This is a genomic window from Paraburkholderia sp. BGA-UO-ETr-F21, from assembly GCF_059567925.1.
The window spans coordinates 399,158-425,339 of sequence record NZ_JCAQOY010000039.1 but is presented as its reverse complement, the minus strand read 5'-3'; the positions used below and the strand labels follow the sequence as shown (position 1 = coordinate 425,339).

Here is a 26,182-nt window from a genome sequence, read left to right as displayed (position 1 = left end):
GTGGCCGGGCGTACAGAGCCGCGGACTGCGTGAGGTCCGTCTGCTAGCAGCTCTCTTCTCGCGGACGAGACGAGGCTGGCACAGTCGATCGAAGCCTCACCGTCAGCAGCTCTCGACCGCCTGGCGCCCGGCACGGCCGGCGAACACCAGCAGCAGCCCGGCCGCAGCCAGCACCGCGCCGGCAATCGGCACCGCCGAATAACCCAGCCCCGCTGAAATCACCGCGCCGCCAGCGGCGGCGCCCAGCGCGTTGCCGAGATTGAACGCCCCCACGTTCACCGACGACGCGAGCCCCGGCGCCTCGGCCGCCGCGTGCATCACGCGAATCTGCACCGGCGGCACGATCGCAAACGTGGCCGCGCCCCACACGAGCATGCCGATCAAGGCGCCCACGTGGCTCGTGAGAACGAACGGCAACGCCACCATGATGACCGCCAGCGCGCCGAGAAACAGCTTCGTGCTGCCGTCGAGCGACCAGTCGGCGAGCCGTCCGCCCAGACCGTTGCCGATCGTGAAGCCGATGCCGATCAGCACCAGCGCGATCGTGACGAAGCCCGCGGAGGCGCCCGTCAAATTGTCGAGCACCGGCGCCACATAGGTGTAAAGCGTGAACATCGCGCCGGCGCCCATCACGGTGGTGGCCAGCGCCATCAGCACTTCAGGCCGCGCCAGCACCCGCAACTCGCGGCGGACGTCCGGCATCTTGCCCGCATCGCCTCGCGGCAGCGCAACGGCCAGTGCGGCAATCGCCAGCACGCCGAGCCCGGCGGTGCCGGCGAACGCCATGCGCCAGCCGATCTGCTGACCGATCCAGGTCGCGGCCGGCACGCCGCCAATATTGGCGATCGTGAGTCCCATGAACATGGTGGCGACCGCGCTCGCGCGCTTCTCGCGCGGCACGAGATTCGCCGCGACCACGGAGCCGATGCCGAAAAACGCGCCATGGTTCAGGCTCGTGACAAGGCGTGCGGCGAGCAGCGTCCAGTAGCCGGGCGCCATGGCCGACAGCAGATTGCCGATCACGAAGATCGACATGAGCGCGATCAGCGCTTTCTTTGCGCGCAGTCTGCCGAACGCGAGCGTCATCAACGGCGCGCCGAGCATGACGCCGAGTGCGTAGGCGCTGATCAGCAGGCCGGCGGCGGGAATGGAGACGCCCACGCCGTTCGCGATCACGGGCAACAAGCCCATTGGCGCGAATTCGGTCGTGCCTATGCCGAACGCGCCGACAGCCAGGGCCAACAGTGCCCAGGTTGGTTTCATACCCGGTTTCATACCTGGTTTCATACTTATTCTCCCTGCAAATATCGCAATCGACGGATTGTCGGGCAGTGGACACCTGACAAACACCCTTCCGACGGCAATTAAGTATTGACGGAGAAGCACGAATGCCGGTTTGCGCCGCCCCGGGCACACGGCGTGCTTCCTCTTGCCTTGGTACGAAGCTGACTGTTCAACAGATAACAAGGAGCCAAAATGAAAGCAAAGACACTCATCTGCGCGACCGCTCTCGCCGCAATCTGTGCGTCGCAAGGCGCCTACGCGCAAATTGCCGGACTGCAGCCGCTCGGCGGCACGGTCGAGCAAACCAATGCGCTGCTAAAAGGCTGGAGCGTGCGGCGCGCCCTGGTCGACGAGCCTGTCTACAACGATCTGAACGACAAGATCGGCAGCATCTATGACGTGATCATTTCGCCGGACCGCAAGGCAACGTATGCCGTCGTGTCGGTGGGCGGCTTCCTCGGCATGGGCAAGCACTTCGTGGCGATTCCGGTCGATCACTTCCAGATCCGCGACGGCAATCTGTTCCTCGCCGGCGCGACCAAGGATGCGCTGAAGTCGGTGCCCGAGTTCGAGTACAACAAGCTCGAAAAAGCGACCAAGCCGCGTAAGGTCAAGGTGGAATAACGGGACGTGGCAGGCCGTGATGCGGGAGTGACACGGCTCGCTCCCGCAAAGGCCTTACAACAGCCTCGTTTCAGCGATTGGCGGCCGTGACCAGTTGCAGCGGCGTTTCGATCACCCTCGACAGTTCGCTCTGCTTTTTCTGCTCGGTCACCGCCTTCAACGCCACGTCGACGCCGTAAATCGCCTGGCGAGCGGCGAACTGATTGATCGTGGCAAGCACGCGGCCATCGGCGAGCAGCGGCTTGATCGCGTCGATATCGTTGTAGCCGGTGATGTAGACGCCGCCCGTTCTGCCTGCGTCGCGAACCGCGTCGACCGCGCCCATTGCCATGTTGTCGTTGCCGCACAGCAAGCCGCGAATCTGCGGATGCTCGTTGAGCATCTTCGAGGCGACGTCGCGGCCCTTCCCGTACTCCCATTCGCCGGACTGAACGGCGACGATGCCGATGCCTGCCGCATTCATCGCGTCTCGGCAACCTTCCGTGCGTTGCTGCGCATTGCGATCGGCGGGACTGCCTTCAATGATCCCCACCTGATCGCCCGCATTGAGCCGCCCCGCCAGATAATTGCCGACCTGCTGCGCGCCTTTGCGATTGTTCGGCCCGACGAACGGCACGGAAATTCCGGCCGCGTCCTGCGACGCGTCATCGAGCGGGTTGTCGATCGCGATCATGATGATGCCCGCCTTGATCGCGCGAGCGACAACCGCGATCAGCGCTTTCGAATCCGTCGGCGCGAAGACGATCGCGTTCATCTTTGCCTTGATCATCTCCTCGACCATGCGGATCTGCCCGGCAGTATCGCTTTCGGTGGCCGTGGCGCGCACCGTCAAACCGAATTGCGACGCGAAATGCCGCTGGTAGTCCTGCGCGGCACTCGCCATCGCCACCGTGAATGGATCGGTCTGGGACTTCAGCACGAGCGCGATCTTGAGCTTGCCGCCCTGCGCAGCCACGGCGCCCACGGTGCCCACCGTGCCGGTGATGCCGGCGGCGGCCAACGCGGCGGCAAGCAACACGCGACGGCGCGTCTCCCGATAGGGCTTTCCTCGAGGCGTGTTCTGCATCATTGAATCTCTCCTTCTGGGGCGGGCCGACGAATGGCCGTGCCGCATTCGGATGAAAGCCGCTCGATACGCTCGCCGCGCTGCTGTTTGCCGATCATCAATCGCCCTTCAGCGCCAGCAAACGGGCGGCGATGTCGTCGAACAACGGCCGGCTTTCGATCGCCTCGCTCAAGCAATTGTCCTTCAACTCCACCAACGCCGCTGCGGTGTCCGAGTGCGAATCCAGCCAGTCGCATCGTTCGAGCAGCTCTTCGAGCAGACAGCCATATGCCCTGACTTCGAGACGCTGAAGCGCGAGGCCGGTGTTCCGATCGCCGGGCGCATAGAAAGACGCCGCGCCGAAATCTCCCAGCAACGCGCGCCCGTGTCCGCCATACAGAATATTGTGGGCGTACAGATCGCCATGCATGATGCCTTGCTCATGCAGATGACGCGCCGCCGACGCCATACCGTATGCAATGCCCAATGCCGACGCCGCATCGAAACGCGTGTCGGCGCCGTACACATCGCGCGTGCAGGATTCGAGGCTCGGAGGACCGGCGAGGTTGCTGAACTGCGGATCGATCAGTTCCATCACGAGGCCATGCGTGCCTGCCGGATGGTCCTTCACCTTTCCCGCTACCGGGATCAGATTTGCGTGATCGCCCGCACGAATGCAGGCCGCCATCTCGCAGTCCGGCAAGCCGTCGCTCGTGACTGATCCCTTGAACAGCTTCACGGCGACAGCGCGGGACGCATCGCGACGGCCCGCAAGCTCCGCGCGATAGATGACACCGGAGGCGCCCTCGCCCAACGGCGCTTCGAGTTTCAACTCGTGCCATGGAATTGTGGCGATCGGCGTGTCGATCAGCGCCGCCGCCTCAAGCGCTTCGCCAAACGGATTGCCGGCGTACGCCAGCCACGAAAGCCGCGGCAGGCGCAGCAGCCACGCGGGCAGTTCACCGAACTGATTCGCCGCGAGACGCAGCAATTCGAGCCGCGAGCAGTCGGCCAATGCCTCGGGAAGCATGCACAGGCGGTTGCCCGCCAGCATCAGCTTTTGCAATTGCGTACAGCCGCCGATTTCGGTTGGCAGCGCTTCGATCTCGTTGTCGGTGAGGATCAGCCAACGCAGTTGCGGTGGGAGCGCGTTGCCCGAAACGCGCCGGATACGGTTTGCCTTGAAGCCGACCATGCTCAATGTCGAACACTGGCCCAGTACTTCCGGCAACTCGGTGAACGGGTTGTCGGACGCAAAGAGAATGCGCAGCTTGCCCAGTCGTGGCAAATCGTCAGGAAGCGACGTGAGCGCGTTGCCCGACAGGTCGAGAACTTCCAGCGTGTCGGCCAGATCGAAAATCTCCCGGGGAAATTCGGTCAACCCGCATGCCAGTTTGAGCCGGCGAGTACCCGCGAGTTGTCCGGTCCGGAGTTGTTCAAGTGTTGTCGTCACAGTCGTAGTGGAGATGTCCGGTTGCCGGCGCGCTTCGTGTCGAAGGTATCAATTCTACTGAGTCGCGAGCCTGACGCGAAAACGGTTGTACAGTGACGCTTCGTTCGCGTTCCCTTCAGCACAGCAGCCCAGCGATGGGCGAACGTTTGCAAGGGACCGGACAGCAAGATTCGGAGCGTCTTCAGAGAGCACGAGGCTGACACTGTCGGATGTCGGCGCGTTTGCGGCCCGCTGTGGCCCGTTCGCCGCGCGCATTCGCGGACTCGCCGTGCAGCATCTGTGCCTCCAAACCGTCAGGAGCAAGCAAAGTGACCTACGCCTACAAGTTGATGGACTCTCCCGTCGGCCAGTTGAAACTCGTTGCGAACGGCGAGCGCCTCGCTGCCATTCTGTGGGAGAACGACAAGCCGAACCGGGTGCGTCTTGGGGAATGGATCGAAGCGAATGATCGTCCAGTTCTGATCGATACCGAACGGCAATTGAACGAGTATTTCGCCGGCACGCGGCGCGAATTCGACCTGCCGCTTACGTTCCAGGGAACGGACTTCCAGAAACAGGTCTGGGCCGCGCTGTTGACCATCCCGTTCGGCCAGACCCGCAGCTACGCGGAAATTGCCATGCAGATCGGCAACGTCAACGCGGTGCGGGCGGTCGGTGCGGCGAACGGCAGAAATCCGATCTCCATCGTGACGCCGTGCCACCGGGTGATCGGCGCGTCCGGTGAATTGACCGGCTTCGCGGGGGGCCTGGCGAACAAGATGTTTCTGCTGTCGCTCGAAGCCGGCCAGACTTCGCTGGAAGCGGAAGCCGACAGGCAAACCGATATGTTCGCGCTCGAAGAGAAGCCCGCGGTCGAGGCTCGGGCCAAATCCGAAGCCCAGACGAAACCCGCACGCCATGCGCCGAGCCGCGGCACGCAAAGTTCACTGTTCGGAAACTGAGCGGGCGCATGCCTCGCGACGAGCACGCCGGATTCGTCGCGCCGCGTTGAACGCGTCGTAACGGCCACGTTGCCATGCGCATAGAAGCACCTATCCTTAAGAGGCCCTTGGGGCGTCAACAGGAGGATGACATGCGCATGCTTCTCAACATACGAATCCCGCACGAGCCGTTCAACACCATGGTGCGCGAAGGCAGCGTCGGGAACGTGATCCGACAAATACTGGAAGAGGCAAAACCGGAGACCGTCTACTTTACCGAACAGAACGGGGCACGCGGGGCGGTGATGGTGGTGGATATCGACGCCGCATCATCGATTCCCGCACTCGCGGAGCCATGGTTTCTGAAATTCAACGCCGACTGTGAATTGCGTATTGCGATGTTGCCGGAAGACCTGATGAAAGCCGGACTGGAGAATCTCGGCTCGAAGTGGAAATAGCCCATGCCGTTGGCGGTTCCCGATTTGCACCGCCGACGGCTGCGCAACTCCAAATGCACTATCACGCGCGGTCAACCGAGTTCGAACGAAGTCACGCCGAATATGCGTTCAATGGGAAGAGTGGGCGGTTCCTGCGTGTACATCCGCGCGGTTTCGAACACGCTCGTCATGCCGTGCCGTTCGGCCAATGCAACCGCTTCTGCGTTGATCTCCGGCACGTCGAAGAAAAACGTTTCGCCCGGAATGCTCGACATCAACCCGGAGAACAGCTCGCTGGCAATCTCCACGTTGTCCGCGAACAATGGGCCGATCTTGCTGCCGCTCCTGCAACGCCGCAATACGCCGTAACCGACAAGCTGCCCGTCGCGCACCGCGACTCGTGCAATCGCATCAGGTTGCGCAAGCCATGCGGCGAGAAAACGCTCACGCGCAGCGGGGAAGCATTGCCGGTCGTAATGGTTCAACACTTCGAAAGGCAGCGCCGAGGCGTTCAGCAATCCGGCATGTGCGTCGCCCTGAACGACGCCTTGCGCAATGCCCTGAAAGCGGATGTTGCGATACGCAAGCCGAAATCCGGACTTTTTGTAATTCGCTTGCTGAGCGACCACGCCATCCAGACCGACGTTACGGTTTCGCAGATACGCCATGCCGTGTTGCCAGACACACATACCAAAACCTCGACCGCGAAACGCCTCCTTCACGATATAAAGCCCGATGAAGCCAAAGGTCTCTCCGTACGCGACAGCGGATAGACACGCCACTGGCTCACCGCGCCATTCGCCGATGAAGAACCCGTCCGGGTCGGCCGCGCGAAAACAGGCAGCGTCGTGCAGACCGGGGTTCCAGCCTTCCTGCGCGGCCCATTCCACCGCCAAAGCGAGGTCGTCGGCCGACATACTGCGCACGACGAAATCCTCGTGCCCGTTGCGCTTCGTCATGATCGTTTAGCCCACTGTTCCTGGCGCATCGCCGCCTCACTCGTCGCCCTCAGAAGCGGGCGAAGAAAGCCCGCGCCGCCGCCATGCAAGACGACGCCACCAGTCTGCCGTGATAGGCGCGCAATACCGCTGCTGCTCCGCCGTCGGTCGCACCGCCGGCGACAGCCTGACTCGCGACCTCCGCCTTCGCGCTCGCGAAACCCTGTTTGATCGGCGCATACGGATCGCCGGGCCCGGCGACAGCGGAATCCACATCCAGCACGGACGTGAGTCCCGCAGGCACCTTGGCGTTCTGCCAGTATGCCTGCTCGATACGCGCGTTGAAAAAGAACACAGTGGGATCCGACTGGCCGCCGCACAAAAGAACGGGGGCGCGTGGCAACCAGTTGCGTAAGTCGTTGCGCTTGAACGCCTGACGCAACGGATGCCGCGGAGCCGTTGCCGGCTCCATCGCCGCGGTCGCGTTGGGAAATGCGCCGTCGGGATTGGCGGCCGCATCTTCGAGCAGCGTCAGGCGATAAGCGTTGCGCACGAGGTTGGCCTTGCCGAAGCCCGCCGCGAATAGCGGCATCAGTACAGGCGGCATCAGTACAGGCGGCGTCAATGGCGGCACGGCGGGCGGCGTGATCGAGGCAAACTGCGGCGCGGGCGGCACGCTGCTGAAGAGTTGCGTCGACGGCAGCTTGCCCGCGGCGATCAGCTGATTGAGCGGCTGTGCGTTCGGCAGCAACGTCTCGATACCGGACGCGTAGGCGGCGTCGTAAAAGTCGCCGGGGCGGCGGTAGATATTCTCGTAAGCGCGCTGGTAACCGGTCACGATCAACGTCGCGAAGAGCGTCGAGCCCAGGTTGACCGCGCCTTCGATCAACGCGTCGGCGATAGCAGCGAGTGCATATGGACCGGAGCCCGGCGCGGATGCGGTCACGTTGATGCCGGCCGCCTGCAACGCGCGATGCGTCGCCAATGCAACGAAGCCGCCTTGCGAATAGCCGGTGACGAATAGCTTGCCGTTCTCGCGTGCGCTTCGGTCGGGCTTCACGTCGGCTAGCGCGAGCCGCGCCGCCCGCAGCGAATCGATCATATCGGCGGATTGCTGATCGGCGTTCAGATAGGGGTGGTACGGGAGATCGGAGCCGGCGTAGCCCGCGTAGTTGCTCGCCACGACGAGATAGCCGTGCGCCGCATACATGGCCGCCACGCTAATGCCTTCCCCTGCGCCGTCGCCATTGCCCGGATCTGTTTGCGTGAGATCGGCGAGGTTGTAGTTGCGGTACGCGGTGGTGCCGTGCGCGTAGAGCATCAGTGGAAGCGCTCCGCTGCATGCCGCCGCACGTCCCGAAGGGATCATCAACGCGCCGCTCGCATGAGTGGGTTCGCCCGCGCCGCCAATGGTGCGGTAGCGAAAGTTCACGATCTCGATGCCACATGCGGGCTCGCCGGCAATCCGCGCGAGGTGCCGGCCACCCGCACTCGAAGCCAGCAATGTCGACAACTCCTGAGCGGTCAGCGTCAACGTGACGTGATGGTCGAGAAGCTCGCCGCGCGCAGTGCATGCTTCGTTGCAACTGGAGTCGGCATGCGCCGTGACACTCGTGCCCAACATGAACCAGGCCAGCAGTCCGAGGGCCGCGTTTCGCATCGCTACAGACATGTGGAAACCCCGGCTTGTTGGTGTCACGTCGAGTGGGCGGCTGTCCAGAGTGAGATGAGTATAGGTAAACGGAGCGGCACGCCGCCAAGGTCAGGCCGCCCGCTTCGGCAAGATGGGAGGCGTGCCGCTCGTGTTCAACAGCCACTTCAGAGGCACGATGGACCACTGCGCCCGGCCGTGACCGACGGCTTCGCGCAAGCTCGCGAAGTGATCGCCAGCGGTGAGCTTAAGCACTGAACCCGGCGAGGCCGGGTCGGTTGCCGATCTCGCCGCTTACTTCCACAAGGTGCGGCCGAAAAACGTCAGCGTACGATCCCACGCCAATTGCGACCAGACCGGATCGAACTGCGTCCGCGCGATGCGGCCCGGGCCGACGGCTTGTTCGTTGGCAAAGCCGTGGTGCGCGAGATAGCGGTAAAACTCCACGTCGACATTCGCGCCCTTCAGTTTGGCTTCCAGCGCATCGACCGTTTCTGCCGTGAAGAACTCGTCTTGCGTGGCCCAATGACCGATCACCGGCACCGTGATTTTCGATGCGTCGACGTACTCCAACGGAGGGAAGCCATACCAGACCACCCCGGCCGACACTTCGGGAACATTGCACAGCGCCAGCAAGGTCAGCGCGCCGCCCATGCAAAAGCCCGTCACGCCGACTTTCGCCGCATGCTGCTTCAGATACTGAGCCGCGCCGCGCACGTCTTGCGTGGCCGCGTCGCCGAAATCGAGCCCGTCGAGCAAGTGGTGGGCCTCCGCCTCTTCCACCGTGGTTTTGCCGCGAAAAAGATCGGGCACCAGCGCCACGTAACCGGCCTGCGCGAGCCGGTCCGCCACGCCGCGAATCTGGTCGTTCACGCCCCACCACTCCTGAATCACGACGATGCCGGGCGCGCCCTCCAGCTTTTCCGGCTTGGCCAGATAACCCTGGATCTGCTTGCCGTCGGGACGGCTGAACGTGATCATCGAACCCGCTGTCTGTGCCATCAGTTGCTCCTCGAAGTAGACGAAGCCGCTAGCATAGCTCCAGTGCGGGCGGTTCTGCAGACTCGGCGCCAGGTCGGCCTGGCCGCAGCGATCAGTAGGATTTGTAGGGAAGGAATTTGCCGCTGAGCACCACCTTGACCCGGTCGCCGTTCGGGTTCGGTTCCCGCTGGATATCCATCGAAAAGTCGATCGCGCTCATAATGCCGTCGCCGAATTCCTCGTGGATCAGCTCCTTGATCGTCGTGCCGTACACGCTGACGATCTCATACCAGCGATAGATCAGCGGATCGGCCGGAACCGCCGTCGGCAGCGAGCCCTTGTACGGGACGATTTGCAGCCAGGCGGTCTCCTCGTCGGTCAGGTCGAACAGTTCGCGAGCGACGGCGGCCTGTTTCGCATCGAGCGTCATCTGGCCGAGCATGGTCGCGGTCGTCCACTCCTTGCTTCGGCCAATCTTCGCGGCGATCTCTCCCCACGTTAGCTTGCTGTTGACTTTCGCGGCGATGATTTTCTTCGTGACGTCGTTGCGATCCATGATGGAGTCCTCCGTGAAGATCGGGCGATACGCGCATGAGAGACGTTGAGCGATAGTACTCAAGACGAAATAAGCGCGCTCGCCGCGACATGCCGCGCGTCAGGTCGGGAAACAGCACGGCCGGTCGAGGTCGGCAATCGGGCCCGGCTGAGTCGGCTCCCGGTTCAGCAGGGCCCGCGTCTGCCGGCACGAGGTCGGAACGTCCATCCCGGCGAACAGCGCGAATCAGCCGAAATGGTCTGCTGCCTGTTCGACGGACTGCGCGGCAACGGGGACGGTCGGGCGACGGCCGATCACACCGGCGATCGGCCCGAGGCGCGCGGTTCGAACCGCGGCAGCGGGCTGCCACGGGCGGCTTGCCCGCTAGAATCGCTCGAGGACGCCGAACTGCACACCCGCGACCGGCGCGCCCGGATAGGCGACCGGCAGCCCGGTCACGTTGACGCCGCGCAGGGTGAAGCTGGCGCCGTCGTGATTCGACAGATACGCCGCACTGAAATAGAACAGTAAGGCGGAAGAAAAGTTATATTCGAACGCCAGGCTGAACTGATCAGCGCTCGCGCCCGCACCGGTGAAGTCGCGCACATGGGCGTAGCCCACCGAGGCGCGCGCATTCGAAGAAAAGCTGTATTGCGCCGAGAGTGCCCCACCCGCGCCGTGATAGAGCGGCGTGCCGCCATCGCCATTGAAGAAGGCGAGCCACACCCGCACTTTGTCGACCGCGTAGGTCGCACCGCCGAGATTCGCGCGCAGTGCGCCCGCGCCGTGTGTCTGCTGACGCGCGTAGAGCAGCCTGAATTCGTCGAGCTGATAGGCGGCGGTGACGTAGTAGCCGTCGATGCCGTTGCCGTCGTTTTCCGCCGGGTCACGCGTGGCCATCATGACAGTGCCGCTGAATCCGCCGACGAGCGGTGACAGATATGTGATCGCGTTGCTCGCGTAGGGCGTGATCTTCGACAGGTTGTTGAGTCCGGACGCAATCGTGCCGGCGCCGAACGCGTCGAGATCGCCCTTGAACGGGATATAGATCGGCGAGTATTGCCGGCCGAACCGCATCTCGCCCCAGCCGCTACGCGTGCCGATCCACGCCTGGCGGTTGAACAGAAGACCGGGACTCTGAAGCGAGCCGTCGACCGAGCTGAAGCCGTTTTCCAGCGTGAAGACCAGATCGGTGCCCGCGCCGAGCGGCTCGCTGCCGCGCAAGCCGACCCGCGAGCCGCGATAGGCGCCCGAGTCCAGACGCGGCGTCCACCCGGACCCGGGATCGGTTATTTCGAGGCTGGTGTCGAGCACGCCATACAGCGTGACGGAGCCCGCGCTCGCGCCCGGCGCGGCCAGGCTCTGCGCGCAAAATAGCAGCGCCAAACCGCCGACGCCTGCACGCCAACTTAAGCGGCGGCGCCAGGTGGCAAGCTGTGCCAAAGGCGCCCACTTTCGTGGTGGCTCATTCAGTGAATATCTCGCGGCGCCGACCAGATGAAGTCCTCCGTAGGGATGTCCAACGTGCGCTCGCGAAACGATAACCTGGCATGTTCAGACAGGCCGCTCGCCGGACCAGTTGCGAACATAACAGACCTGAGCCAGTTTGCAATTTTCGGCTCGATGGTCCGAGCCGTTCTCCGCGTTGCGCGCACGTTGCTGATCCCCCTGCCTCAGTGCTTCCCGTACTCGTCATGGCGGCGCCACCAGACACCCGTTTCATTGCGTCCCTTGGGTGCACGGTCGAGCCACTGGTACATGCCCCATAGCGCATCCACACCGCGCCCGTATGCGGAATACGTGTGGTACACGACACCGTCTTCGAGCACGAACGCGCTCATGCCGGGCCTGTCGAGCGAATAGGTCGGCGCATCGGTTCCGCAGGCGGCCGCGAACTCGACGACGGGCGCCGGGGCCGGCACCACGTCCATGGCATGGCCGCCGCGCTGGAAGTTATAGTCGACGCTGCCTTCGCGTTGTTGCTGCTCGGTGAACGAGACATTCACGTCGAAGTTGAAGTCGCTGCCGGCCGAGGACGCCCACGGAAACGTCCATCCCATGCGCCGCTTGTATGCCTGCAGCTTTGCGAGCGGCGCCCGCGATACCGCCGTCAGCGTGACATCGTGATTCGCGAGGTGGACGACGGACCCGGCGAAGCCGTCCGCGACCGCCGAACACGACGGGCATCCCGCCGTGTAGTCGGGACCGAACATGAAGTGATAGACGAGCAACTGCGAGCGTCCTGCAAAGAGCCCGGCCAGCGAGACGCTTCCTTCATCGGTCTCGAACCGGTATGCCTTGTCGATGCGGACCCAGGGCAGCGCCTGGCGCTGCCGGGCCAGTTCGTCGCTCTGCCGCGTGAGCGCTTTTTCGGCTTCGAGCAATTCGAGCCGCGCTGCTAGCCATGCTTCCCGTGTACCGGTGGTGTGTGTCGTCGCCATGCCTCTCTCCTTGGTTCGCTGTACGAAGTCCCGCGCGAAATGCTGCGGGGTGTCGTGCTAGATTAGCCGCGTGCTTCAGACCAAGGGAGTGACAAGTGTGACGGGATTCGCGTAGACCATGGACTCGCTAATGACGGCAGCAGCGCGTGCGCTCGCAGCGGGCGATCCGCTCGGCGCGCTCAATCGCGTGGCGTTGCGCGACGACGCGCCCGCGCTCGCGCTGCGCGGCATCGCCATGGCGCAACTCGGCGATCTGGTTCGCGCAAAGGCGCTCGTGCGTAGCGCGGCGCGCGCGTTTGGCGCAAGGGAGCCGGTGGCCCGCGCACGATGTGTCGTCGCCGAAGCCGAGATCGCGCTCGTCTCGCGCGATCTGAACTGGCCCACGAAAACGCTGGAAGCGGCACGCGTCACGCTCGAAGCGCACGGCGACCGGCTCAACGCCGCGCATGCGCGCTATCTCGAAGTCCGCCGCCTGCTGTTGGTAGCTCGCCTCGACGAGGCCGAACGCGCGCTTGCCGGTCTTGACCCCACGCCATTCCCGCCGGCCTTGAGAGCCGCGCATGAACTGGTCGTGGCCGGTGTCGCGCTGCGCCGCCTGCAGACCCGCGCGGCACGCGCCGCGCTAGAGCGCGCGAGGCGTGCCGCGGGTCTTGCGGGTATCCCCGCACTGATCGCGGAGGTCGACAACGCCGCACTCGTTCTGAACACGCCCGCGGCGCGACTCATTGCGCGTGGCGAAGAACGCCCGCTGCTGCTCGACGAGGTAGAAGCGTTACTTGCATCGAAAGCTTTGATCGTGGACGCGTGCCGTCACGTCATACGCGAGACAGGCGCGGTGATCTCGCTCGCCGGCCGTCCGGTGTTGTTCGTGCTCGCCCGCGCACTCGCCGAAGCGTGGCCGGAGGATGTGCCGAGAGACGTACTCGTCGCGCGAGCCTTCCGGGCCAAGATTGCCGACGAATCGCACCGCGCGCGTCTGCGGGTCGAACTCGGTCGGGTTCGTTCGGTGCTCCGCGCGGTGGCCGGCGTGAGCGCGACGCGGCGCGGCTTCATGCTGATGCCACGACACGCGCAAGAGGTCGTGGTGCTGGCGCGGCCTGTAGAGGATAAACACGCGCCCGTGCTCGCCTTGCTCGCCGACGGCGAGTCGTGGTCGAGTTCGGCCCTCGCGCTCGCGCTCGGCGCGAGTCAGCGCACCGTGCAGCGGAGCCTCGATACGCTCGCGGTGCAAGGCAAGGTGCAATCTGTCGGCAAAGGCCGCGCGCGCCGCTGGATGACCCCGCCCATGCCTGGATTCACGACGACCTTGTTACTCCCTGCGCCGTTGCCGATTGATTAGGATGGCAACACGAAAACCACGAGGGAACAGCCATGAAACGATCAGCCGCCGAAATCATCAATGAGTACGGTCCCTTTCCGGGCGTCGAAAAAGTGCATGGCGTCACGTACGACGGCCAGCATGTCTGGTTCGCAGCGGGCGGCACGTTGAACGCGTTCGACCCGGAAAGCGGCAAGACGCTCCGTTCGATCGATGTCGCCGCGCACGCGGGCACCGCCTTCGACGGCAAGCATCTGTTCCAGATCGCCGAAGACCGCATCCAGAAGATCGATCCCGAAACCGGCCGCGTGCTCGCCACAATCCCCGCGCCAGGCGGCGGAGGCGACTCGGGGCTCGCATGGGCCGAAGGGTCGCTGTGGGTCGGGCAGTATCGGGAGCGCAAAATCCATCAGGTCGATCCGCAGACGGGCGCGGTTTTGCGCACCATCGAATCCAACCGCTTCGTGACCGGCGTTACATGGGTGGACGGCGAACTCTGGCACGGCACGTGGGAAGGCGATGAAAGCGAATTGCGGCGCATCGATCCGCGCAGCGGCGAAGTTCAGGAGCGGCTCGAGATGCCGTCAGGCGTCAGCGTGTCGGGACTCGAATCCGACGGCGGCGACCGCTTCTTTTGCGGCGGTGGAAGCAGCGGCAAGGTGCGCGCCGTGCGACGGCCCAAATGAGCCGGCGGATGCGTGCCGATTCCACTCGCGAGCCATGATCGCCCTATGGATCAGCGCGGATTCGGCTCGCGTCCCGGCAAGTCCTGCAACAGGTTCATGAACGCGCGCACCTTGGCGCTCAACAGACGCCGCGAGTTGTAAAGCGCCCAGATTTCAACCTGCGGCCCGTCCGCCACGCCCCAGCAGACGAGCCGTCCCGCCGCCACATCCTGCTCGACCAGCAGCTTGGGCAAAAGCGCCGCGCCCACGCCGTCCACCGCCGCGTCACGCACCATCAGCAGCGACGAGAGGCGCAGCACCGGCATCGGCGCGAGCGTCCGCAAGCCGGTTTCGGTGCGGACCGTCCAGATCGCGCCCGGCGACGCCGCAGCCAGCACGATTGCGGGCACCGGCAAGGCGGCCGCATCGCCGGCGGCGTGGGCAGGCATCGACAGAGTGGGGGCGGCGACCAGGAGCCGGTCGTCGCCGTAAATACGTCGCCCCACGAGTTGCTCGTCATGCGGTGGATTGACGCGGATCACGAGGTCGTAGCCGTCCTCCACCGGATCGACGATCCGGTCTTCCGCTATGACTTCGAGTTCGACCTGCGGATAAGCCAACGCGAAACGCGCCGCGATCCGGCCTAGCACCACATGCGAGAACACGATCGGCGCGCTGATCCGCAAGCGCCCGCGCGGCACCGGCGCGCGCGACGCCACCGCTTCGCCCGCCTCCTGGATCTCCGCCATCGGCCCGCGCGTGCGCTCGTGCAGCACGAGACCTTCTTCCGTCAGCCGCAACCTGCGCGAGCCCCGCTCGATCAGCCGCACGCCGAGCGCTTCCTCGAGTTCGGCCACGCGCCGCGACAGCGTGGCCTTGGGGCGGTCGAGCGCCCGGCTGGCTGGCCCGAATCCGCCATGCAGCGCAACAGCATTGAAATCGGCAAGCGACGTCAAATCCATGATCGTTCCAAATATGAGACGAGGTGTCTGAATTTTTGCACTATCGCCACTGAAATGGAACACCTATTGTGTGTCTACGGGCTGACTCACAGTCCATCCAACCTTAGGAGAAAGATCATGGCAATCCTCGTAACTGGCAGCACCGGCGTAGTTGGCACTCAGGTTCTCGACCATCTGGCCGGCAGCGGCGCGCAGATCCGCGCGCTGACCCGCACGCCGGAGAAAGCGCAGTTTCCGGAGGGTGTCACGGCGGTTCAGGGTGACCTGTCCGACGTGGACGGATTGCGGCGCGCGATGAGCGGCGTCAGCACACTGTTCCTGCTCGCGCCCAACGCCGCCGACGAACTCACGCAAGCGCTGCAAGCACTGAGCGTGGCGCGCGAGGCCGGCGTGAAAGGCGTGGTGTATCTGTCGGTGTTCAAAGGCGCCGACTATGTCGACGTGCCGCATTTCACCGGCAAGCACACAGTCGAGCGGATGATCGAACACTGCGATCTGCCGGCCACCGTATTGCGTCCCGCGTATTTCATCCAGAACGACGTGCGCCAGAAAGAGCCTTTACTGACGCACGGCGTGTACGGCATGCCGATCGGTGCCAAAGGTATTTCGATGGTCGATGTGCGCGATATCGGCGAGGCCGCGGCGCGCGAACTGCTGCGCCGCGAGCGTGCCGCGGACCGTTTGCCGCGCGAAACGTATGAGCTGGTCGGCCCTGAGGCGATCACCTCGGAAAGCGTGGCGTCGATCTGGGCCGACGTGCTCGGGCGCGCGGTGCGCTATGGCGGCGACAACCTCGACCTGCTGGAACAACGTATGAAGGCGGTTGCGCCGGGCTGGCTCGCGTTCGACATGCGCCTGATGATGAACCGCTATCAACAGGACGGCGCGGTCGCATCGAAAGCGGAAATCGATCATTTCGCGGCGCTGCTGGGCCGCCGACCGCGATCGTATCGGGACTTCGCGGTGGAGACGGCGGCGGCCTGGGCGAAGGGGTAAGCGCTAGCGCGCACGTCGCTTGCCTACGCGCGTCTGCAAACGAGCCGATAATCGCATGACCGACAGGAAGGAGACGCCACGGTCATGCGCAATCTCGACGAGAACACGATCACGGAAGCGGTTCTGGCACGCCACGCCCACGCGGATGATGAGCGTCTGAAGACCATCGTCACGAGCCTCGTGCGGCATCTGCATGCCTTCGCGCGCGAAGTGAACCTGACAGAGAGCGAATGGGAACAGGGCATTCGTTTCCTGACCGACGTGGGCCATATCACCGACGACAAGCGCCAGGAATTCATCCTGCTCTCCGACACGCTGGGTTTGTCGATGCTCGTCACGGCCATGGCGAACCGCAAGCCGCCGGGCTGCACGGAAGCAACGGTATTCGGGCCGTTTTTCGTCGAAGACGCGCCCGTCTATCGAAATGGCGACGACGTGTCCAACGGCGCGCACGGTAAGCCCTGCTTCGTCGCGGGGACCATCAGGGGCGCGGACGGCGAAGCGGTGGCCAACGCTCGCATCGACGTCTGGCAGGCCGACGCGGACGGCTTCTACGACGTCCAGCACGGCGGCGACGACACGCATCGGGCGAGAGGCGTGCTCCATAGTCTCGCGGACGGGCGCTATCACTTTCGCTCCATCGTCGCCGAGCCTTATCCGATTCCTCACGACGGACCGGTCGGGCGCATGCTCGAAGCGCTGGGGCGGCATCCGTGGCGCCCGGCGCATCTGCATTTCATGATCACGGCGCCTGGCTACGAGCGCCTCGTGACCCACGTGTTTCGCGAAGGCGATCAATATCTCGATTCGGATGCGGTGTTCGGCGTGCGCTCGTCGCTGGTCGCGCAGTGGAATCGCCACGACGCAGGCACGGCGCCGGACGGGACGCGTATGGACACGCCGTTCAGCACGCTTGAATTCGATTTCGTGTTGAACCGATCCGTTTGACGCGGGTCACTTTCGTGGTACAGCAATTTTCTTGCATGGGACATGCAGGCGCGTTCAGCTCGCGGGGCACATCGGTCGCAGAACCGCTCCGCGTCAACAGGCATTCAATTATCGAGCACGACTCTCATGGAAAAACGAGCACTCATCATTGGCGCGAGCGGCATTGTCGGCGGCAATCTCGCGGACCGGCTGCTTTCGGGCGGCTGGCACGTCGCCGGACTCTCGCGCGGCCGCACGCCGGTGTCGCCGGCCATCGAATCGATTACGGCCGATCTGCAATCGGCCGAGTCCGTTAGCGAGGCGCTCGCCGGCAAGCAGTTCAGTCATGTGTTCCTGACCGCGTGGTCGCGCCAGGCCACGGAGAAAGACAACATTCGCGTGAACGGCGCCATGGTGCGTCACGTGATGGACGCGGTGGGTCCGGCAGGCACGCTCGAACACGCCGCACTCGTGACAGGACTGAAGCATTACCTCGGCCCGTTCGAAGCCTATGCGACCGGCGCCGTGCCGATCACGCCGTTTCGCGAGGAACAAGGCCGCCAGCCCGTGGATAACTTCTACTACGAGCAGGAAGACCGTTTATTCGACGCCGCGCAACGCTACGGTTTCAGTTGGAGCGTGCATCGTCCGCATACGATCATCGGCTTTGCGCTCGGCAATGCAATGAACATGGGCGTGACGCTCGCCGTCTACGCGACGCTGTGCAAGCAGACCGGCCAGCCGTTCATCTTCCCCGGCTCGGCGGCGCAATGGAACAGTCTCACCGACATGACCGACGCGCGGCTGCTCGCGCGCCACCTCGAATGGGCCGCCACGTCCGCGAACGCGCGCAACGAAGACTTCAACGTGGTCAATGGCGACGTGTTCCGCTGGAAATGGATGTGGTCGCAAATCGCCGGTTACTTCGGCATCGAAGCCGTACCGTTCGATGGCGAGACGCGTCCGCTCGAAGGCCGCATGCAGGACGCAGGCCAGGCATGGTCCGAGATCACCACGCGCTTTGGCCTGAAAGAAGCCGACATCGGCAAACTCGCCTCGTGGTGGCACACCGACGCGGACCTCGGCCGTCCGATGGAAGTGCTCACGGATATGACCAAGAGCCGCAAGGCCGGCTTCGTCGATTATCAGAGCACGCCCGATTCCTTCTTCGCGCTGTTCGACCGCTTGAAGGCTGAGCGGATCATTCCGCAGTGACACGGCAGTGACACGGCAGTGACACGGCAGTAACACCGCAGTAACACGCGCGGGCGGTCTAGCGCCTTCGATCGAACAGGGGCGACGCGTGGCTCGCGGCGGCGAGTTCCGAGGCCGCCGCAAGCAACGTCGGGCCGAGGCTCGCCATGCGTTTTTCGTCGAGCCTCACGAGCGGTCCCGCAATACTGATCACCCCCATTGCCGGATAGCCGCGCCGCTGCACGGGCGCGGCCATTGCTGTCATGCCAGGCGCAAAGACTTCGTTGATCGTCGCGTAACCTCGTTCACGCGCGGCGTGCACGAACTTCAGCAGTCCGTTGATCGTGGTCGGCGCGTTGGGACCGTATTGCTTCGGCTGTCCGAACCCCTGCCGCGAGACGAGTTCGAGCGCGCGCTCGTCGGTCATGGTCATCATCCATGCGTGGCCGGTGGCGCTGCAGGAGAGAATCGTGTCCATGCCCATGTCCGGGTCGTAGCGCAAGCCCTTCAGCGCGCCCTGCGCCTTCGCGACCCACGTCAGCCGGTCGCCGTCCACGATCGCCAGCCTCACCAGTTCGCCGGATGTCTCCGCGAGCCTGTCGAGCATGGTCTGCGCGATGTCGACAATGCCGGAGGTCGCGAGAAAGCCGAGCCCGAGGCCGACGAGCTTGGTGGTGAGCACGTAGTCTCCATGCTCGCGCAACTGCCGCACATAACCGCATTGCTTCAGATCGACGAGCAGTCGATGACATGCGCTGCGCGGAATATCGAGTTCATCCGCGATCATCGCGAGTGGCGTTCCCTCCATTTGCGTGGCGAGAAATTCGAGTACCGCGAGGGTACGCTCCGTGACGCCGGGCATATCAGTCTCCGTGTTCTTCGTGATGCCTCGCGCAGCAGTCTTGCACATTATGAGATGAAATTCCACCCTGGAACGGTGTCCCACCCAGGGGTGCTAACCTTGTTTCCAAGGCGGCGCGACGTGCAAAGCGCGACGAAAACGCCCCGAGTTCATCGATCAGACAAGAGAGCGGGAAACGGTAGGCGGCGACCATCGCTCGCGACCTGCATCCCGTGCGGCGACGGTTAAGGAGACAACATGATTCAGGAAACGCAGCAAGGCACGCATGCCGCGATGCGCACGCGAGCAGTCACGGCGGCGGCCGTCGGCACCGCGCTCGAGTGGTTCGATTTCACGCTTTACGGCGCATTGGCCGCCACGGTTTTGCCCAAACTGTTTTTCCCGTCGATGGATTCGACGTCCGCCCTGCTCGCTTCGCTCGCGACCTTCGGCGTAGGGCTCGCCGCGCGGCCGCTCGGCGCGATCATCTGCGGCCATTTGGGCGACAAGCTCGGGCGGCGCAACCTCATGCTGGGCACCGTCACGGTGATGGGTCTCGCCTCGATGCTGATGGGTCTGCTGCCGACCTACGCGAGCATCGGCGTATGGGCTCCGGTTCTGCTGGTGCTGCTGCGCATTCTGCAAGGCTTCGCGCTGGGTGGCGAGTCGACCGGCGCGCAATTGATGGCGATCGAACATGCCAGCCCCGACCGGCGCGGCAAGTATTCCGGGCTGCTGGGCCTGTGCTCGCCGCTCAGTCAGATCATGGCCAACGGCGTGCTGCTGCTCCTTTCGTCCTCGATGTCGGCGCAGGCATTCGATTCGTATGGCTGGCGCATCCCATTCGTGTTGAGTTTTGTTCTCGTGGTGGTCGGCGTGTATATCCGCTTGCGCGTCAGTGAGACGCCTGCCTTCGTTGCGCTGCGTAAAACGGAGGTCGTGCATGTGGGCAGCCCGTTGCGCGATGCGCTGCGTTTGCACTGGAGAACCGTTCTGCGCTGGATGCTGTTCTTCTGCGGGCCTGCGGCGATCTTCTATCTGATCGTGGTGTTCTCGCTCAGCTACATCACGAAGACACTCGCGATCCCGAAGCAAACCGGCTTTCTTCTGCTGATGGGTGCCAATGTCTGTGCGATCGTCGGCGCGCTTGCCGGCGGCATGCTCAGCGACAAAATCGGCCGCAAGAAGGCACTCGCGATCGGTTCCACCGCGACCCTGCTGATGCTCTTCGTGTACTTCCAGATTCTGGACACCAGAAGCTTCGTGCCGATGCTCGCGGCGATGGGTTTCTTCCTCGGCTTCACGCAGTTTCAAAGCGGCATTCAGCCGGTCGCCTTCGCCGAAGCGTTTCCAACCAATGTGCGTTATTCCGGCTCCGCGCTCGCCTATACCGGCGCGAATCTGGTGGCGGGCGGACCGATGCCGGTGCTGGCCGTGTGGCTCTTCTCCGTGTGCAATGGCTCGCCGTGGGGCGTCGTCGCGGTCTGTGTGGTCTTCAACGTGATTTCGCTCGTGATGATCCTGACCGCACGCGAAACGCTCGGCATCGACATGAACCGCGCCGACTCGACGGCGGCCGTGACGGGCGCGGCGGACTTTGCGCCGGCGGCCGTGGGCAACAGCCACCGCACGTGATTCACACGGCGCCGAGGCGTCACGGTGAACATCGAATTTTTGCAAACAGGCGACAGAACAATGACTGACCTCGTATATGTATTGAACGGCTCGAACCTCAACATGCTCGGCAAGCGCGAGCCGCACCTGTATGGGACGACCACGCTGGCGCAAATCCAGCAGCAGGTGGAGACGCTCGCGGCGCGGCTGGAACTCAAATGCGAGTTTCGCCAGACCAACAGCGAAGCCACCATGGTCGACTGGTTGCAGGAAGCGTTCGAGCGCGACGCCGCGGTGATCATCAATCCGGCGGGCTTTTCGTTCGCGTCGGTGCCGGTCTTCGACGCGGTCAAGCTGATCGAGCAACCGTTAATCGAACTGCACATCACCAACATTCACAAACGCGATGAAACCTATCGCCACTCGTTGATCTCGCGCGCGGCGACCGGCGTGATTTGCGGACTCGGCGCAAACGGCTATCTGGTCGCGCTGCAAGCAATGGCGATGGCGCTCGGCAAGAACCCGAGCTTCGGCTAAGGCAGCCGGCGCGGATGGGCGCGCGAAACTCAGCCGCGCCTTTCGTTTTCGCCCCGAATTTCACCAATCAGGCCGCGCCACTGTGCGCGGCTTTTTTTCACCCATAATGCCCACGATTAGTTTCGCCCAGGGAAAACCCGTATAATCCCGTCAAGAGGTCAGACAACTAGAGGACACGGTTCGTCAAGACCCTGACCTGCGCCATTCGCGCAGCGCCGACCTTGCAAAGCTTTCTCTCTCAAGCCCGTGAATCCGACCGCCACCGCCCTGCCGTTCCGCAACGCCCTGTTCGCCATGCTCGGCATCGGCCTCGTCAACATGCTGGTCGCACTCGACCAGACCGTCGTCAGCACCGCACTGCCTTCCATCGTCGCCGAGTTGCACGGCTTCGAGTACTACGCGTGGATCGCGAGCGCCTACCTGCTGGCCTCGGTCGTGACCGTGCCGGTGTTCGGGCGGCTCGGCGACTACTTCGGCCGCAAGCGTTTCGTGATCGCCGCGGTCATCACGTTCACGGTGGCGTCGGTGCTCTGCGGCGTCGCGAACGACATGCTGTTTCTCGTGATCGCGCGCGGCTTGCAAGGTGTCGGGGGCGGGATGATGGTCGGCACGGCGTTCGCTTCGATACCCGATCTCTTTCCGGATCCACGGGCGCGCGTGCGCTGGCAAGTGGTGATGGCCGCCGCTTACGGCATCGGCACCGCGGCGGGACCGTCGCTCGGCGGCTGGATGAGCGAACACTGGGGCTGGCGCTCCACCTTCCTGATCAACTTGCCGGTCGGCGCGGCGGCGCTCTATTTCATCTGGGCGCATCTGCCCGCCTTCCGGCGTCCGCATGAAGGCGAAGTGAAGATCGACTGGCTCGGCGCGGCGCTGGTCGCCGCCGTGCTCGGCGGTCTGCAGGCTTTCATCGAAGCCGTGCCGAAAGACGGCCTCACCGCAGGCACGCTCACGCTGGCGGCCTGCGTGATCGTCGGCGCGATTGCCTTGCTCGTATGCGAAAAGCGCGCCACGCATCCGATCATTCCGCTCGACCTGTTCAAGGACCCGCAACTCGTCACGCTGTTTACGCTCGGCATGCTGTCGGGCTTCGTGATGTTCTCGCTGATCTTTTTCGCGCCGCTGTTGCTGCAAGGCGGCTTCGGATTGTCGCCGCAGCAGGCCGGCCTGCTCGCCACGCCGATCGCCGCCTGCATCGCGCTCGGCAGTCTGCTGAATACACGTATCGTCATTCACATGAAGAAGCCCACGCAGATCCTGTCGATCGGCTTCGCGTTGCTGTTGTTCGCTTCGATTGCGCTGGCGTTTGCGAATCCGGACACGCCGCATGTGTGGATCGAATTGCCGATGGCCGCGGTCGGCATCGGCCTCGGCTTCATCCTCAACAATCTGAACGTGTTCGGCCAGGAGATTGCCGGGCGCGAGCGCTTCGGCATCACGACGGCGCTGCTGCAATCCACCCGAATGGTGGGCGGCATGCTCGGCACCAGCATTGTCGCAACCGTGGTGCAACATCATTACCGCGACGTAGTCACGCGCACGATGAGCGTGCTCGGCGAACCGGCCGCGTCGCAATGGCGGCCTCGCTTCGTCGACCTGCGCATTCTGATCGACGAAGCCTCGCGTCTGAAGCTGATCGCGGATATGAAACCGTCAGGGCTCAATACGCTCGCGTTGATCGACACCGCACGCGATGCGCTCGTGCAGTCGATTCATATCGGCGTGTGGCTGACGGCGGTGGCGGCGCTGGCGGCCGCGCTGCTGGTGCAGCGCATCTCGCATGTGGTGTTTCGCAAGAGTTAAAGGCGCCGCCCATATTGCCGCTGGTTAGCGCACCAGACACGGGCGCTTGTTATCGAACGTCCAGTTCGGGATCAGGTATTGCATCGCCACGCCATCGTCGCGGGCGCCCAGGCCGTGCTGCTGATACAGCGCGTGCGCCTTCTCGATCTCGTCCATGTCCAGCTCGACACCGAGCCCCGCAGCCTGCGGCACCCTGACCTTGCCGCCGACGATCTGCAGCGGCTCACGCGTCAAACGCTGACCGTCCTGCCAGATCCAGTGCGTGTCGATCGCCGTGATCTTGCCGGGCGCGGCAGCCGCCACATGCGTGAACATGGCGAGAGAAATGTCGAAGTGGTTGTTCGAGTGCGAGCCCCAGGTGAGACCCCAGTCGTTGCACATCTGCGCGACGCGCACCGAGCCCTGCATGGTCCAGAAGTGCGGATCGGCTAGCGGAATGTCCACGGATTGCAACTGGATCGCGTGGCCCATCTGGCGCCAGTCGGTGGCGATCATATTGGTCGCCGTCGGCAAGCCGGTCGCGCGGCGGAACTCGGCCATCACCTCGCGGCCCGAATAACCGTTTTCCGCGCCGCACGGATCTTCCGCATAGGCGAGCACATCGTGCTGGTCACGGCACAGGCGCACCGCTTCCGCCAAGGACCACGCGCCGTTCGGGTCGAGCGTCACGCGGGCCTTGGGAAACCGTTCGGCGAGCGCGGTCACAGCTTCGATTTCGGCGTCGCCGGACAACACGCCGCCCTTCAGCTTGAAGTCGTTGAAGCCGTAGCGCGCCTGCGCGGCTTCGGCCAGACGCACGACGGCCTCAGGCGTCATCGCCTCTTCGGTGCGCACGCGCTCCCAGTCGTCGCGGCCCTCCGCGCCGCTCGCGTATTCCAGGTCGGTCTTCTTGCGGTCGCCGATATAGAACAGATAGCCGAGCATTTCGACTTCGTCGCGTTGCTGGCCTTCGCCTAGCAACGCGGCAACGGGTACGCCCAGATGCTGGCCGAGCAGGTCGAGCAACGCGGCTTCGAGCGCGGTCACCGCATGAATCGTGGTACGCAGATCGAACGTCTGCAAACCACGGCCGCCGGCGTCGCGGTCGGCGAATTGCGTGCGCACCTTGTTCAAGACTGCCTGCAAATTGCCGATCGACTGACCGACGACGAGCGCGCGCGCGTCGTCGATGGTCTTGCGAATACTTTCGCCGCCCGGTACTTCGCCCACGCCGGTATGCCCGGCGCTATCGCGCAGAATGACGATGTTGCGCGTGAAGAACGGGCCATGCGCGCCGCTCAGATTGAGCAACATACTGTCACGGCCGGCGACGGGCACGACGCGCAGTTCGGTGACGACAGGCGTGGCGTTCGATTGGGAAGGTTTCGTGGACATGAGGTTGGACCAGATGAGTTAATGAGCCGGGTGCCGCAAGGCGAGGCCCAGTGCGATCGCACTTGGCACGGGCACCGGACGGAAACTGGAAAGTACGTGACGCATGATCGGCGACGCTGTTAGTCAGTGTAGTCAGTGGGCTCGATGCTGCAGCGATTCCGGCAACGGGTCGTGCTTCACGCGGCGATTGCGGGTCAGAAAGCCAGCCGCTGCCGCAATCAGCGAAGCCACGGCCAGACCGTACAGCCCACCCGTGATCGAACCGGTGTGCTGCTGCAGATAACCGAACGCGGCCGGCGCGAAAAATCCGCCGAGGTTGCCCACCGAGTTGATCAGCGCAATGACCGCGGCGGCCACGCGTGCATCCAGATAACCCTGCGGGATCGGCCAGAACAGCGAAGCCGCTGCCTTGAAGCCGATCGCCGAGAAACAGATCGCCACGAACGACAGCACCGGATTGCCAGAAGTCGAAGCGAACAGCCCGCACGCCGCGATGACGAGCGCCACGGCCAGCCACGCTTGCTGAAAGCGCCATTTCGCCGACAACAGCGCGAAGCAGTACATCGCGACCATGGCAATGAGCCAGGGAATCGCGTTGAGCATGCCGACTTCGAAGTCGGACAGGCCGCCCATTTTGCGAATGATGGTGGGCAGCCAGAAGGTGGCCGCGTAGATGGTCAGTTGAATCGCGAAGTACAGGAAGCAGAACAGCAGAATCTGCGGGTCCTTCAACAGCTTCATGGCCGGTAGATGCGCGCCGCCGTGCGCCTCGCGCTCGGCCTGCTCCGCCGCGATCGACGTGGCGAGCACGTTCTGTTCTTCGGCGGAGAGCCACGAGGCATCGCTGATACGCGACTTCAGCAGCATCCAGCTCACCGCGCACAGCGCTATCGAAAAGCCGCCTTCGACGAGAAACATCCATTGCCAGCCGTGTAAGCCGAAGCCACGAATGGACAGCAGGCTGCCGGTGATCGGACCGGACAACACAGACGCGAGCGCCGAGCCGCCGAGAAAAACCGCCACCGCCTTGCCGCGTTCCTTCTGCGGCAGCCATTGCGTGAAGTAAAAGACCACGCCGGGAAAGAAGCCGGCCTCGGCGATGCCCAGCAGAAACCGCAGCACGTAGAACGAAGTGTCGTTCCAGACGAACGCCATCGCTGCCGCGACGAGTCCCCACGTACCCATGATGCGGGTGAGCCACGCGCGCGCACCGTACTTCTGCATCAACACGTTCGAGGGCACCTCGAACAGCGCGTAGCCGATAAAGAACAAACCGCTCCCGAGACCGTAGGCCGCGGCGCCAATGCCGAGGTCCGTTTGCATGTGGGAATTGACGAAGCCGATGTTCACGCGGTCGATGTAGTTCGCGATGAACATGATCAGAAACAGCGGCAGCACGTGCCGCTTGACCTTGGAGACCGCTGATCCGAGCGGGTCGGCGGCGGTGGTGAGGGCAGATGTCAAGGTTGTCTCCAGTTTCGGCTGTCATGCAGGCAAATCAAATGCAACGCAGCGCATTTAGGCACGCCGATTTTTCGCACCCAACCCTGTGATACGTCGTCTGATGACAGTCTACCGTTGTTTCGTGCGCTATTCCAATGCCGTGTTTACCCTGCAGAACTGCGGCCCATCTGCGTATCAT

The 26,182-nt window shown here is 63.9% G+C and carries 24 protein-coding genes; 11 read left to right on the top strand and 13 right to left on the bottom strand.

From position 1 onward, the window contains the following. Positions 1–102: 102 nt before the first annotated feature. Positions 103–1,263: an MFS transporter gene (locus AC57B1_RS31360; protein ID WP_496419650.1), complete on the bottom strand. Its 1,161-nt coding sequence runs from the start codon at positions 1,261–1,263 to the stop codon at positions 103–105. Between the two features lie 213 nt (positions 1,264–1,476). Between AC57B1_RS31360 and AC57B1_RS31355 the strand changes: the two genes are divergently transcribed. After that, on the top strand, positions 1,477–1,908 hold the full coding sequence (locus tag AC57B1_RS31355; protein WP_408342022.1) for a PRC-barrel domain-containing protein: 432 nt from the start codon (positions 1,477–1,479) through the stop codon (positions 1,906–1,908). Between the two features lie 70 nt (positions 1,909–1,978). Here AC57B1_RS31355 and AC57B1_RS31350 read toward each other — a convergent pair whose 3' ends face one another. Then, positions 1,979–2,977: a substrate-binding domain-containing protein gene (locus AC57B1_RS31350; RefSeq protein ID WP_408342020.1), complete on the bottom strand. Its 999-nt coding sequence runs from the start codon at positions 2,975–2,977 to the stop codon at positions 1,979–1,981. Between the two features lie 94 nt (positions 2,978–3,071). After that, positions 3,072–4,406 (bottom strand): leucine-rich repeat-containing protein kinase family protein, encoded by a 1,335-nt coding sequence (locus tag AC57B1_RS31345; protein WP_496419649.1) that lies wholly within the window; start codon positions 4,404–4,406, stop codon positions 3,072–3,074. A 308-nt stretch (positions 4,407–4,714) separates the two neighbouring features. On the opposite strand from AC57B1_RS31345, the gene AC57B1_RS31340 reads away from it, so the two are divergent. Both AC57B1_RS31340 and AC57B1_RS31335 read left to right on the top strand, forming a co-directional pair. After that, positions 4,715–5,347, top strand: coding sequence for a methylated-DNA--[protein]-cysteine S-methyltransferase (locus tag AC57B1_RS31340; RefSeq protein ID WP_091806448.1), 633 nt, complete (start codon positions 4,715–4,717; stop codon positions 5,345–5,347). 131 nt (positions 5,348–5,478) lie between these two features. Then, positions 5,479–5,784 (top strand): panthothenate synthetase, encoded by a 306-nt coding sequence (locus tag AC57B1_RS31335; RefSeq protein WP_091806445.1) that lies wholly within the window; start codon positions 5,479–5,481, stop codon positions 5,782–5,784. Between the two features lie 71 nt (positions 5,785–5,855). Here AC57B1_RS31335 and AC57B1_RS31330 read toward each other — a convergent pair whose 3' ends face one another. From AC57B1_RS31330 to AC57B1_RS31305, 6 genes are all read right to left on the bottom strand, one after another. Then, complete coding sequence (locus AC57B1_RS31330) at positions 5,856–6,722, bottom strand: GNAT family N-acetyltransferase (RefSeq protein ID WP_496419648.1); 867 nt, start codon at positions 6,720–6,722, stop codon at positions 5,856–5,858. 49 nt (positions 6,723–6,771) lie between these two features. Next, positions 6,772–8,373 carry an alpha/beta hydrolase family protein gene (locus AC57B1_RS31325; RefSeq protein ID WP_496419647.1) on the bottom strand — a complete coding sequence of 534 codons (1,602 nt, stop codon included), beginning with the start codon at positions 8,371–8,373 and terminating at the stop codon, positions 6,772–6,774. Between the two features lie 273 nt (positions 8,374–8,646). Further along, entirely contained in the window at positions 8,647–9,354 is a 708-nt protein-coding gene (locus AC57B1_RS31320; RefSeq protein ID WP_408184385.1) for a dienelactone hydrolase family protein, read from the bottom strand. A 91-nt stretch (positions 9,355–9,445) separates the two neighbouring features. After that, on the bottom strand, positions 9,446–9,889 hold the full coding sequence (cynS, locus tag AC57B1_RS31315) for a cyanase (protein ID WP_496419646.1): 444 nt from the start codon (positions 9,887–9,889) through the stop codon (positions 9,446–9,448). 363 nt (positions 9,890–10,252) lie between these two features. Next, on the bottom strand, positions 10,253–11,311 hold the full coding sequence (locus AC57B1_RS31310; protein ID WP_496419645.1) for a porin: 1,059 nt from the start codon (positions 11,309–11,311) through the stop codon (positions 10,253–10,255). 230 nt (positions 11,312–11,541) lie between these two features. Further along, positions 11,542–12,309 (bottom strand): DUF899 domain-containing protein, encoded by a 768-nt coding sequence (locus AC57B1_RS31305; protein WP_496419644.1) that lies wholly within the window; start codon positions 12,307–12,309, stop codon positions 11,542–11,544. Between the two features lie 118 nt (positions 12,310–12,427). On the opposite strand from AC57B1_RS31305, the gene AC57B1_RS31300 reads away from it, so the two are divergent. Continuing rightward, the gene (locus AC57B1_RS31300; protein WP_496419643.1) at positions 12,428–13,648 is read left to right on the top strand and encodes a helix-turn-helix domain-containing protein; all 1,221 of its coding nucleotides are present in this window, start codon (positions 12,428–12,430) and stop codon (positions 13,646–13,648) included. 32 nt (positions 13,649–13,680) lie between these two features. Then, positions 13,681–14,313 (top strand): Vgb family protein, encoded by a 633-nt coding sequence (locus AC57B1_RS31295; RefSeq protein ID WP_496419642.1) that lies wholly within the window; start codon positions 13,681–13,683, stop codon positions 14,311–14,313. Between the two features lie 50 nt (positions 14,314–14,363). Here the strand turns inward: AC57B1_RS31295 and AC57B1_RS31290 are convergent, their stop codons facing one another. Continuing rightward, positions 14,364–15,254 carry a LysR family transcriptional regulator gene (locus AC57B1_RS31290; RefSeq protein ID WP_496419641.1) on the bottom strand — a complete coding sequence of 297 codons (891 nt, stop codon included), beginning with the start codon at positions 15,252–15,254 and terminating at the stop codon, positions 14,364–14,366. Positions 15,255–15,371: 117 nt separating this feature from the next. Between AC57B1_RS31290 and AC57B1_RS31285 the strand changes: the two genes are divergently transcribed. The 3 genes from AC57B1_RS31285 (at position 15,372) to AC57B1_RS31275 (ending at position 18,392) form a co-directional block, all read left to right on the top strand. Next, positions 15,372–16,250: an SDR family oxidoreductase gene (locus tag AC57B1_RS31285; protein WP_496419640.1), complete on the top strand. Its 879-nt coding sequence runs from the start codon at positions 15,372–15,374 to the stop codon at positions 16,248–16,250. Between the two features lie 84 nt (positions 16,251–16,334). Continuing rightward, entirely contained in the window at positions 16,335–17,198 is an 864-nt protein-coding gene (locus AC57B1_RS31280) for an intradiol ring-cleavage dioxygenase (protein ID WP_496419639.1), read from the top strand. Between the two features lie 126 nt (positions 17,199–17,324). Continuing rightward, positions 17,325–18,392 (top strand): SDR family oxidoreductase, encoded by a 1,068-nt coding sequence (locus tag AC57B1_RS31275; protein ID WP_496419638.1) that lies wholly within the window; start codon positions 17,325–17,327, stop codon positions 18,390–18,392. Between the two features lie 58 nt (positions 18,393–18,450). Here AC57B1_RS31275 and AC57B1_RS31270 read toward each other — a convergent pair whose 3' ends face one another. Further along, the gene (locus AC57B1_RS31270) at positions 18,451–19,233 is read right to left on the bottom strand and encodes an IclR family transcriptional regulator (RefSeq protein WP_091806405.1); all 783 of its coding nucleotides are present in this window, start codon (positions 19,231–19,233) and stop codon (positions 18,451–18,453) included. A gap of 237 nt (positions 19,234–19,470) precedes the next feature. On the opposite strand from AC57B1_RS31270, the gene AC57B1_RS31265 reads away from it, so the two are divergent. The 3 genes from AC57B1_RS31265 to AC57B1_RS31255 all read left to right on the top strand — a co-directional run bounded on the left by AC57B1_RS31265 (position 19,471) and on the right by AC57B1_RS31255 (position 23,166). After that, positions 19,471–20,847: an MFS transporter gene (locus AC57B1_RS31265; RefSeq protein ID WP_496419637.1), complete on the top strand. Its 1,377-nt coding sequence runs from the start codon at positions 19,471–19,473 to the stop codon at positions 20,845–20,847. A gap of 60 nt (positions 20,848–20,907) precedes the next feature. Then, positions 20,908–21,363 (top strand): type II 3-dehydroquinate dehydratase, encoded by a 456-nt coding sequence (locus tag AC57B1_RS31260; RefSeq protein ID WP_496419636.1) that lies wholly within the window; start codon positions 20,908–20,910, stop codon positions 21,361–21,363. Between the two features lie 294 nt (positions 21,364–21,657). Then, positions 21,658–23,166 carry an MFS transporter gene (locus tag AC57B1_RS31255; protein ID WP_408342723.1) on the top strand — a complete coding sequence of 503 codons (1,509 nt, stop codon included), beginning with the start codon at positions 21,658–21,660 and terminating at the stop codon, positions 23,164–23,166. 24 nt (positions 23,167–23,190) lie between these two features. Here the strand turns inward: AC57B1_RS31255 and gudD are convergent, their stop codons facing one another. Together gudD and AC57B1_RS31245 are read right to left on the bottom strand one after the other, a co-directional pair. Beyond that, the gene (gene gudD, locus AC57B1_RS31250; RefSeq protein ID WP_408341992.1) at positions 23,191–24,540 is read right to left on the bottom strand and encodes a glucarate dehydratase; all 1,350 of its coding nucleotides are present in this window, start codon (positions 24,538–24,540) and stop codon (positions 23,191–23,193) included. Positions 24,541–24,672: 132 nt separating this feature from the next. Beyond that, on the bottom strand, positions 24,673–26,004 hold the full coding sequence (locus AC57B1_RS31245; protein WP_408341990.1) for an MFS transporter: 1,332 nt from the start codon (positions 26,002–26,004) through the stop codon (positions 24,673–24,675). Between the last annotated feature and the right edge of the window lie 178 nt (positions 26,005–26,182).

Excerpts from the sequence above, each read along its gene's own strand:
- AC57B1_RS31330 (WP_496419648.1), bottom strand. The coding sequence starts at position 6,722 with ATGACGAAGCGCAACGGGCACGAGGATTTCGTCGTGCGCAGTATGTCG.
- AC57B1_RS31325 (WP_496419647.1), bottom strand. The coding sequence starts at position 8,373 with ATGTCTGTAGCGATGCGAAACGCGGCCCTCGGACTGCTGGCCTGGTTC.
- AC57B1_RS31360 (WP_496419650.1), bottom strand. The coding sequence starts at position 1,263 with ATGAAACCAACCTGGGCACTGTTGGCCCTGGCTGTCGGCGCGTTCGGC.
- AC57B1_RS31320 (WP_408184385.1), bottom strand. The coding sequence starts at position 9,354 with ATGGCACAGACAGCGGGTTCGATGATCACGTTCAGCCGTCCCGACGGC.
- AC57B1_RS31265 (WP_496419637.1), top strand. The coding sequence starts at position 19,471 with ATGATTCAGGAAACGCAGCAAGGCACGCATGCCGCGATGCGCACGCGA.
- gudD (WP_408341992.1), bottom strand. The coding sequence starts at position 24,540 with ATGTCCACGAAACCTTCCCAATCGAACGCCACGCCTGTCGTCACCGAA.
- AC57B1_RS31295 (WP_496419642.1), top strand. The coding sequence starts at position 13,681 with ATGAAACGATCAGCCGCCGAAATCATCAATGAGTACGGTCCCTTTCCG.
- AC57B1_RS31275 (WP_496419638.1), top strand. The coding sequence starts at position 17,325 with ATGGAAAAACGAGCACTCATCATTGGCGCGAGCGGCATTGTCGGCGGC.
- AC57B1_RS31300 (WP_496419643.1), top strand. The coding sequence starts at position 12,428 with ATGGACTCGCTAATGACGGCAGCAGCGCGTGCGCTCGCAGCGGGCGAT.
- AC57B1_RS31305 (WP_496419644.1), bottom strand. The coding sequence starts at position 12,309 with ATGGCGACGACACACACCACCGGTACACGGGAAGCATGGCTAGCAGCG.
- AC57B1_RS31280 (WP_496419639.1), top strand. The coding sequence starts at position 16,335 with ATGCGCAATCTCGACGAGAACACGATCACGGAAGCGGTTCTGGCACGC.
- AC57B1_RS31350 (WP_408342020.1), bottom strand. The coding sequence starts at position 2,977 with ATGATGCAGAACACGCCTCGAGGAAAGCCCTATCGGGAGACGCGCCGT.
- AC57B1_RS31260 (WP_496419636.1), top strand. The coding sequence starts at position 20,908 with ATGACTGACCTCGTATATGTATTGAACGGCTCGAACCTCAACATGCTC.
- AC57B1_RS31355 (WP_408342022.1), top strand. The coding sequence starts at position 1,477 with ATGAAAGCAAAGACACTCATCTGCGCGACCGCTCTCGCCGCAATCTGT.
- AC57B1_RS31290 (WP_496419641.1), bottom strand. The coding sequence starts at position 15,254 with ATGGATTTGACGTCGCTTGCCGATTTCAATGCTGTTGCGCTGCATGGC.
- cynS (WP_496419646.1), bottom strand. The coding sequence starts at position 9,889 with ATGGATCGCAACGACGTCACGAAGAAAATCATCGCCGCGAAAGTCAAC.
- AC57B1_RS31335 (WP_091806445.1), top strand. The coding sequence starts at position 5,479 with ATGCGCATGCTTCTCAACATACGAATCCCGCACGAGCCGTTCAACACC.
- AC57B1_RS31285 (WP_496419640.1), top strand. The coding sequence starts at position 15,372 with ATGGCAATCCTCGTAACTGGCAGCACCGGCGTAGTTGGCACTCAGGTT.
- AC57B1_RS31255 (WP_408342723.1), top strand. The coding sequence starts at position 21,658 with ATGCTCGGCATCGGCCTCGTCAACATGCTGGTCGCACTCGACCAGACC.
- AC57B1_RS31270 (WP_091806405.1), bottom strand. The coding sequence starts at position 19,233 with ATGCCCGGCGTCACGGAGCGTACCCTCGCGGTACTCGAATTTCTCGCC.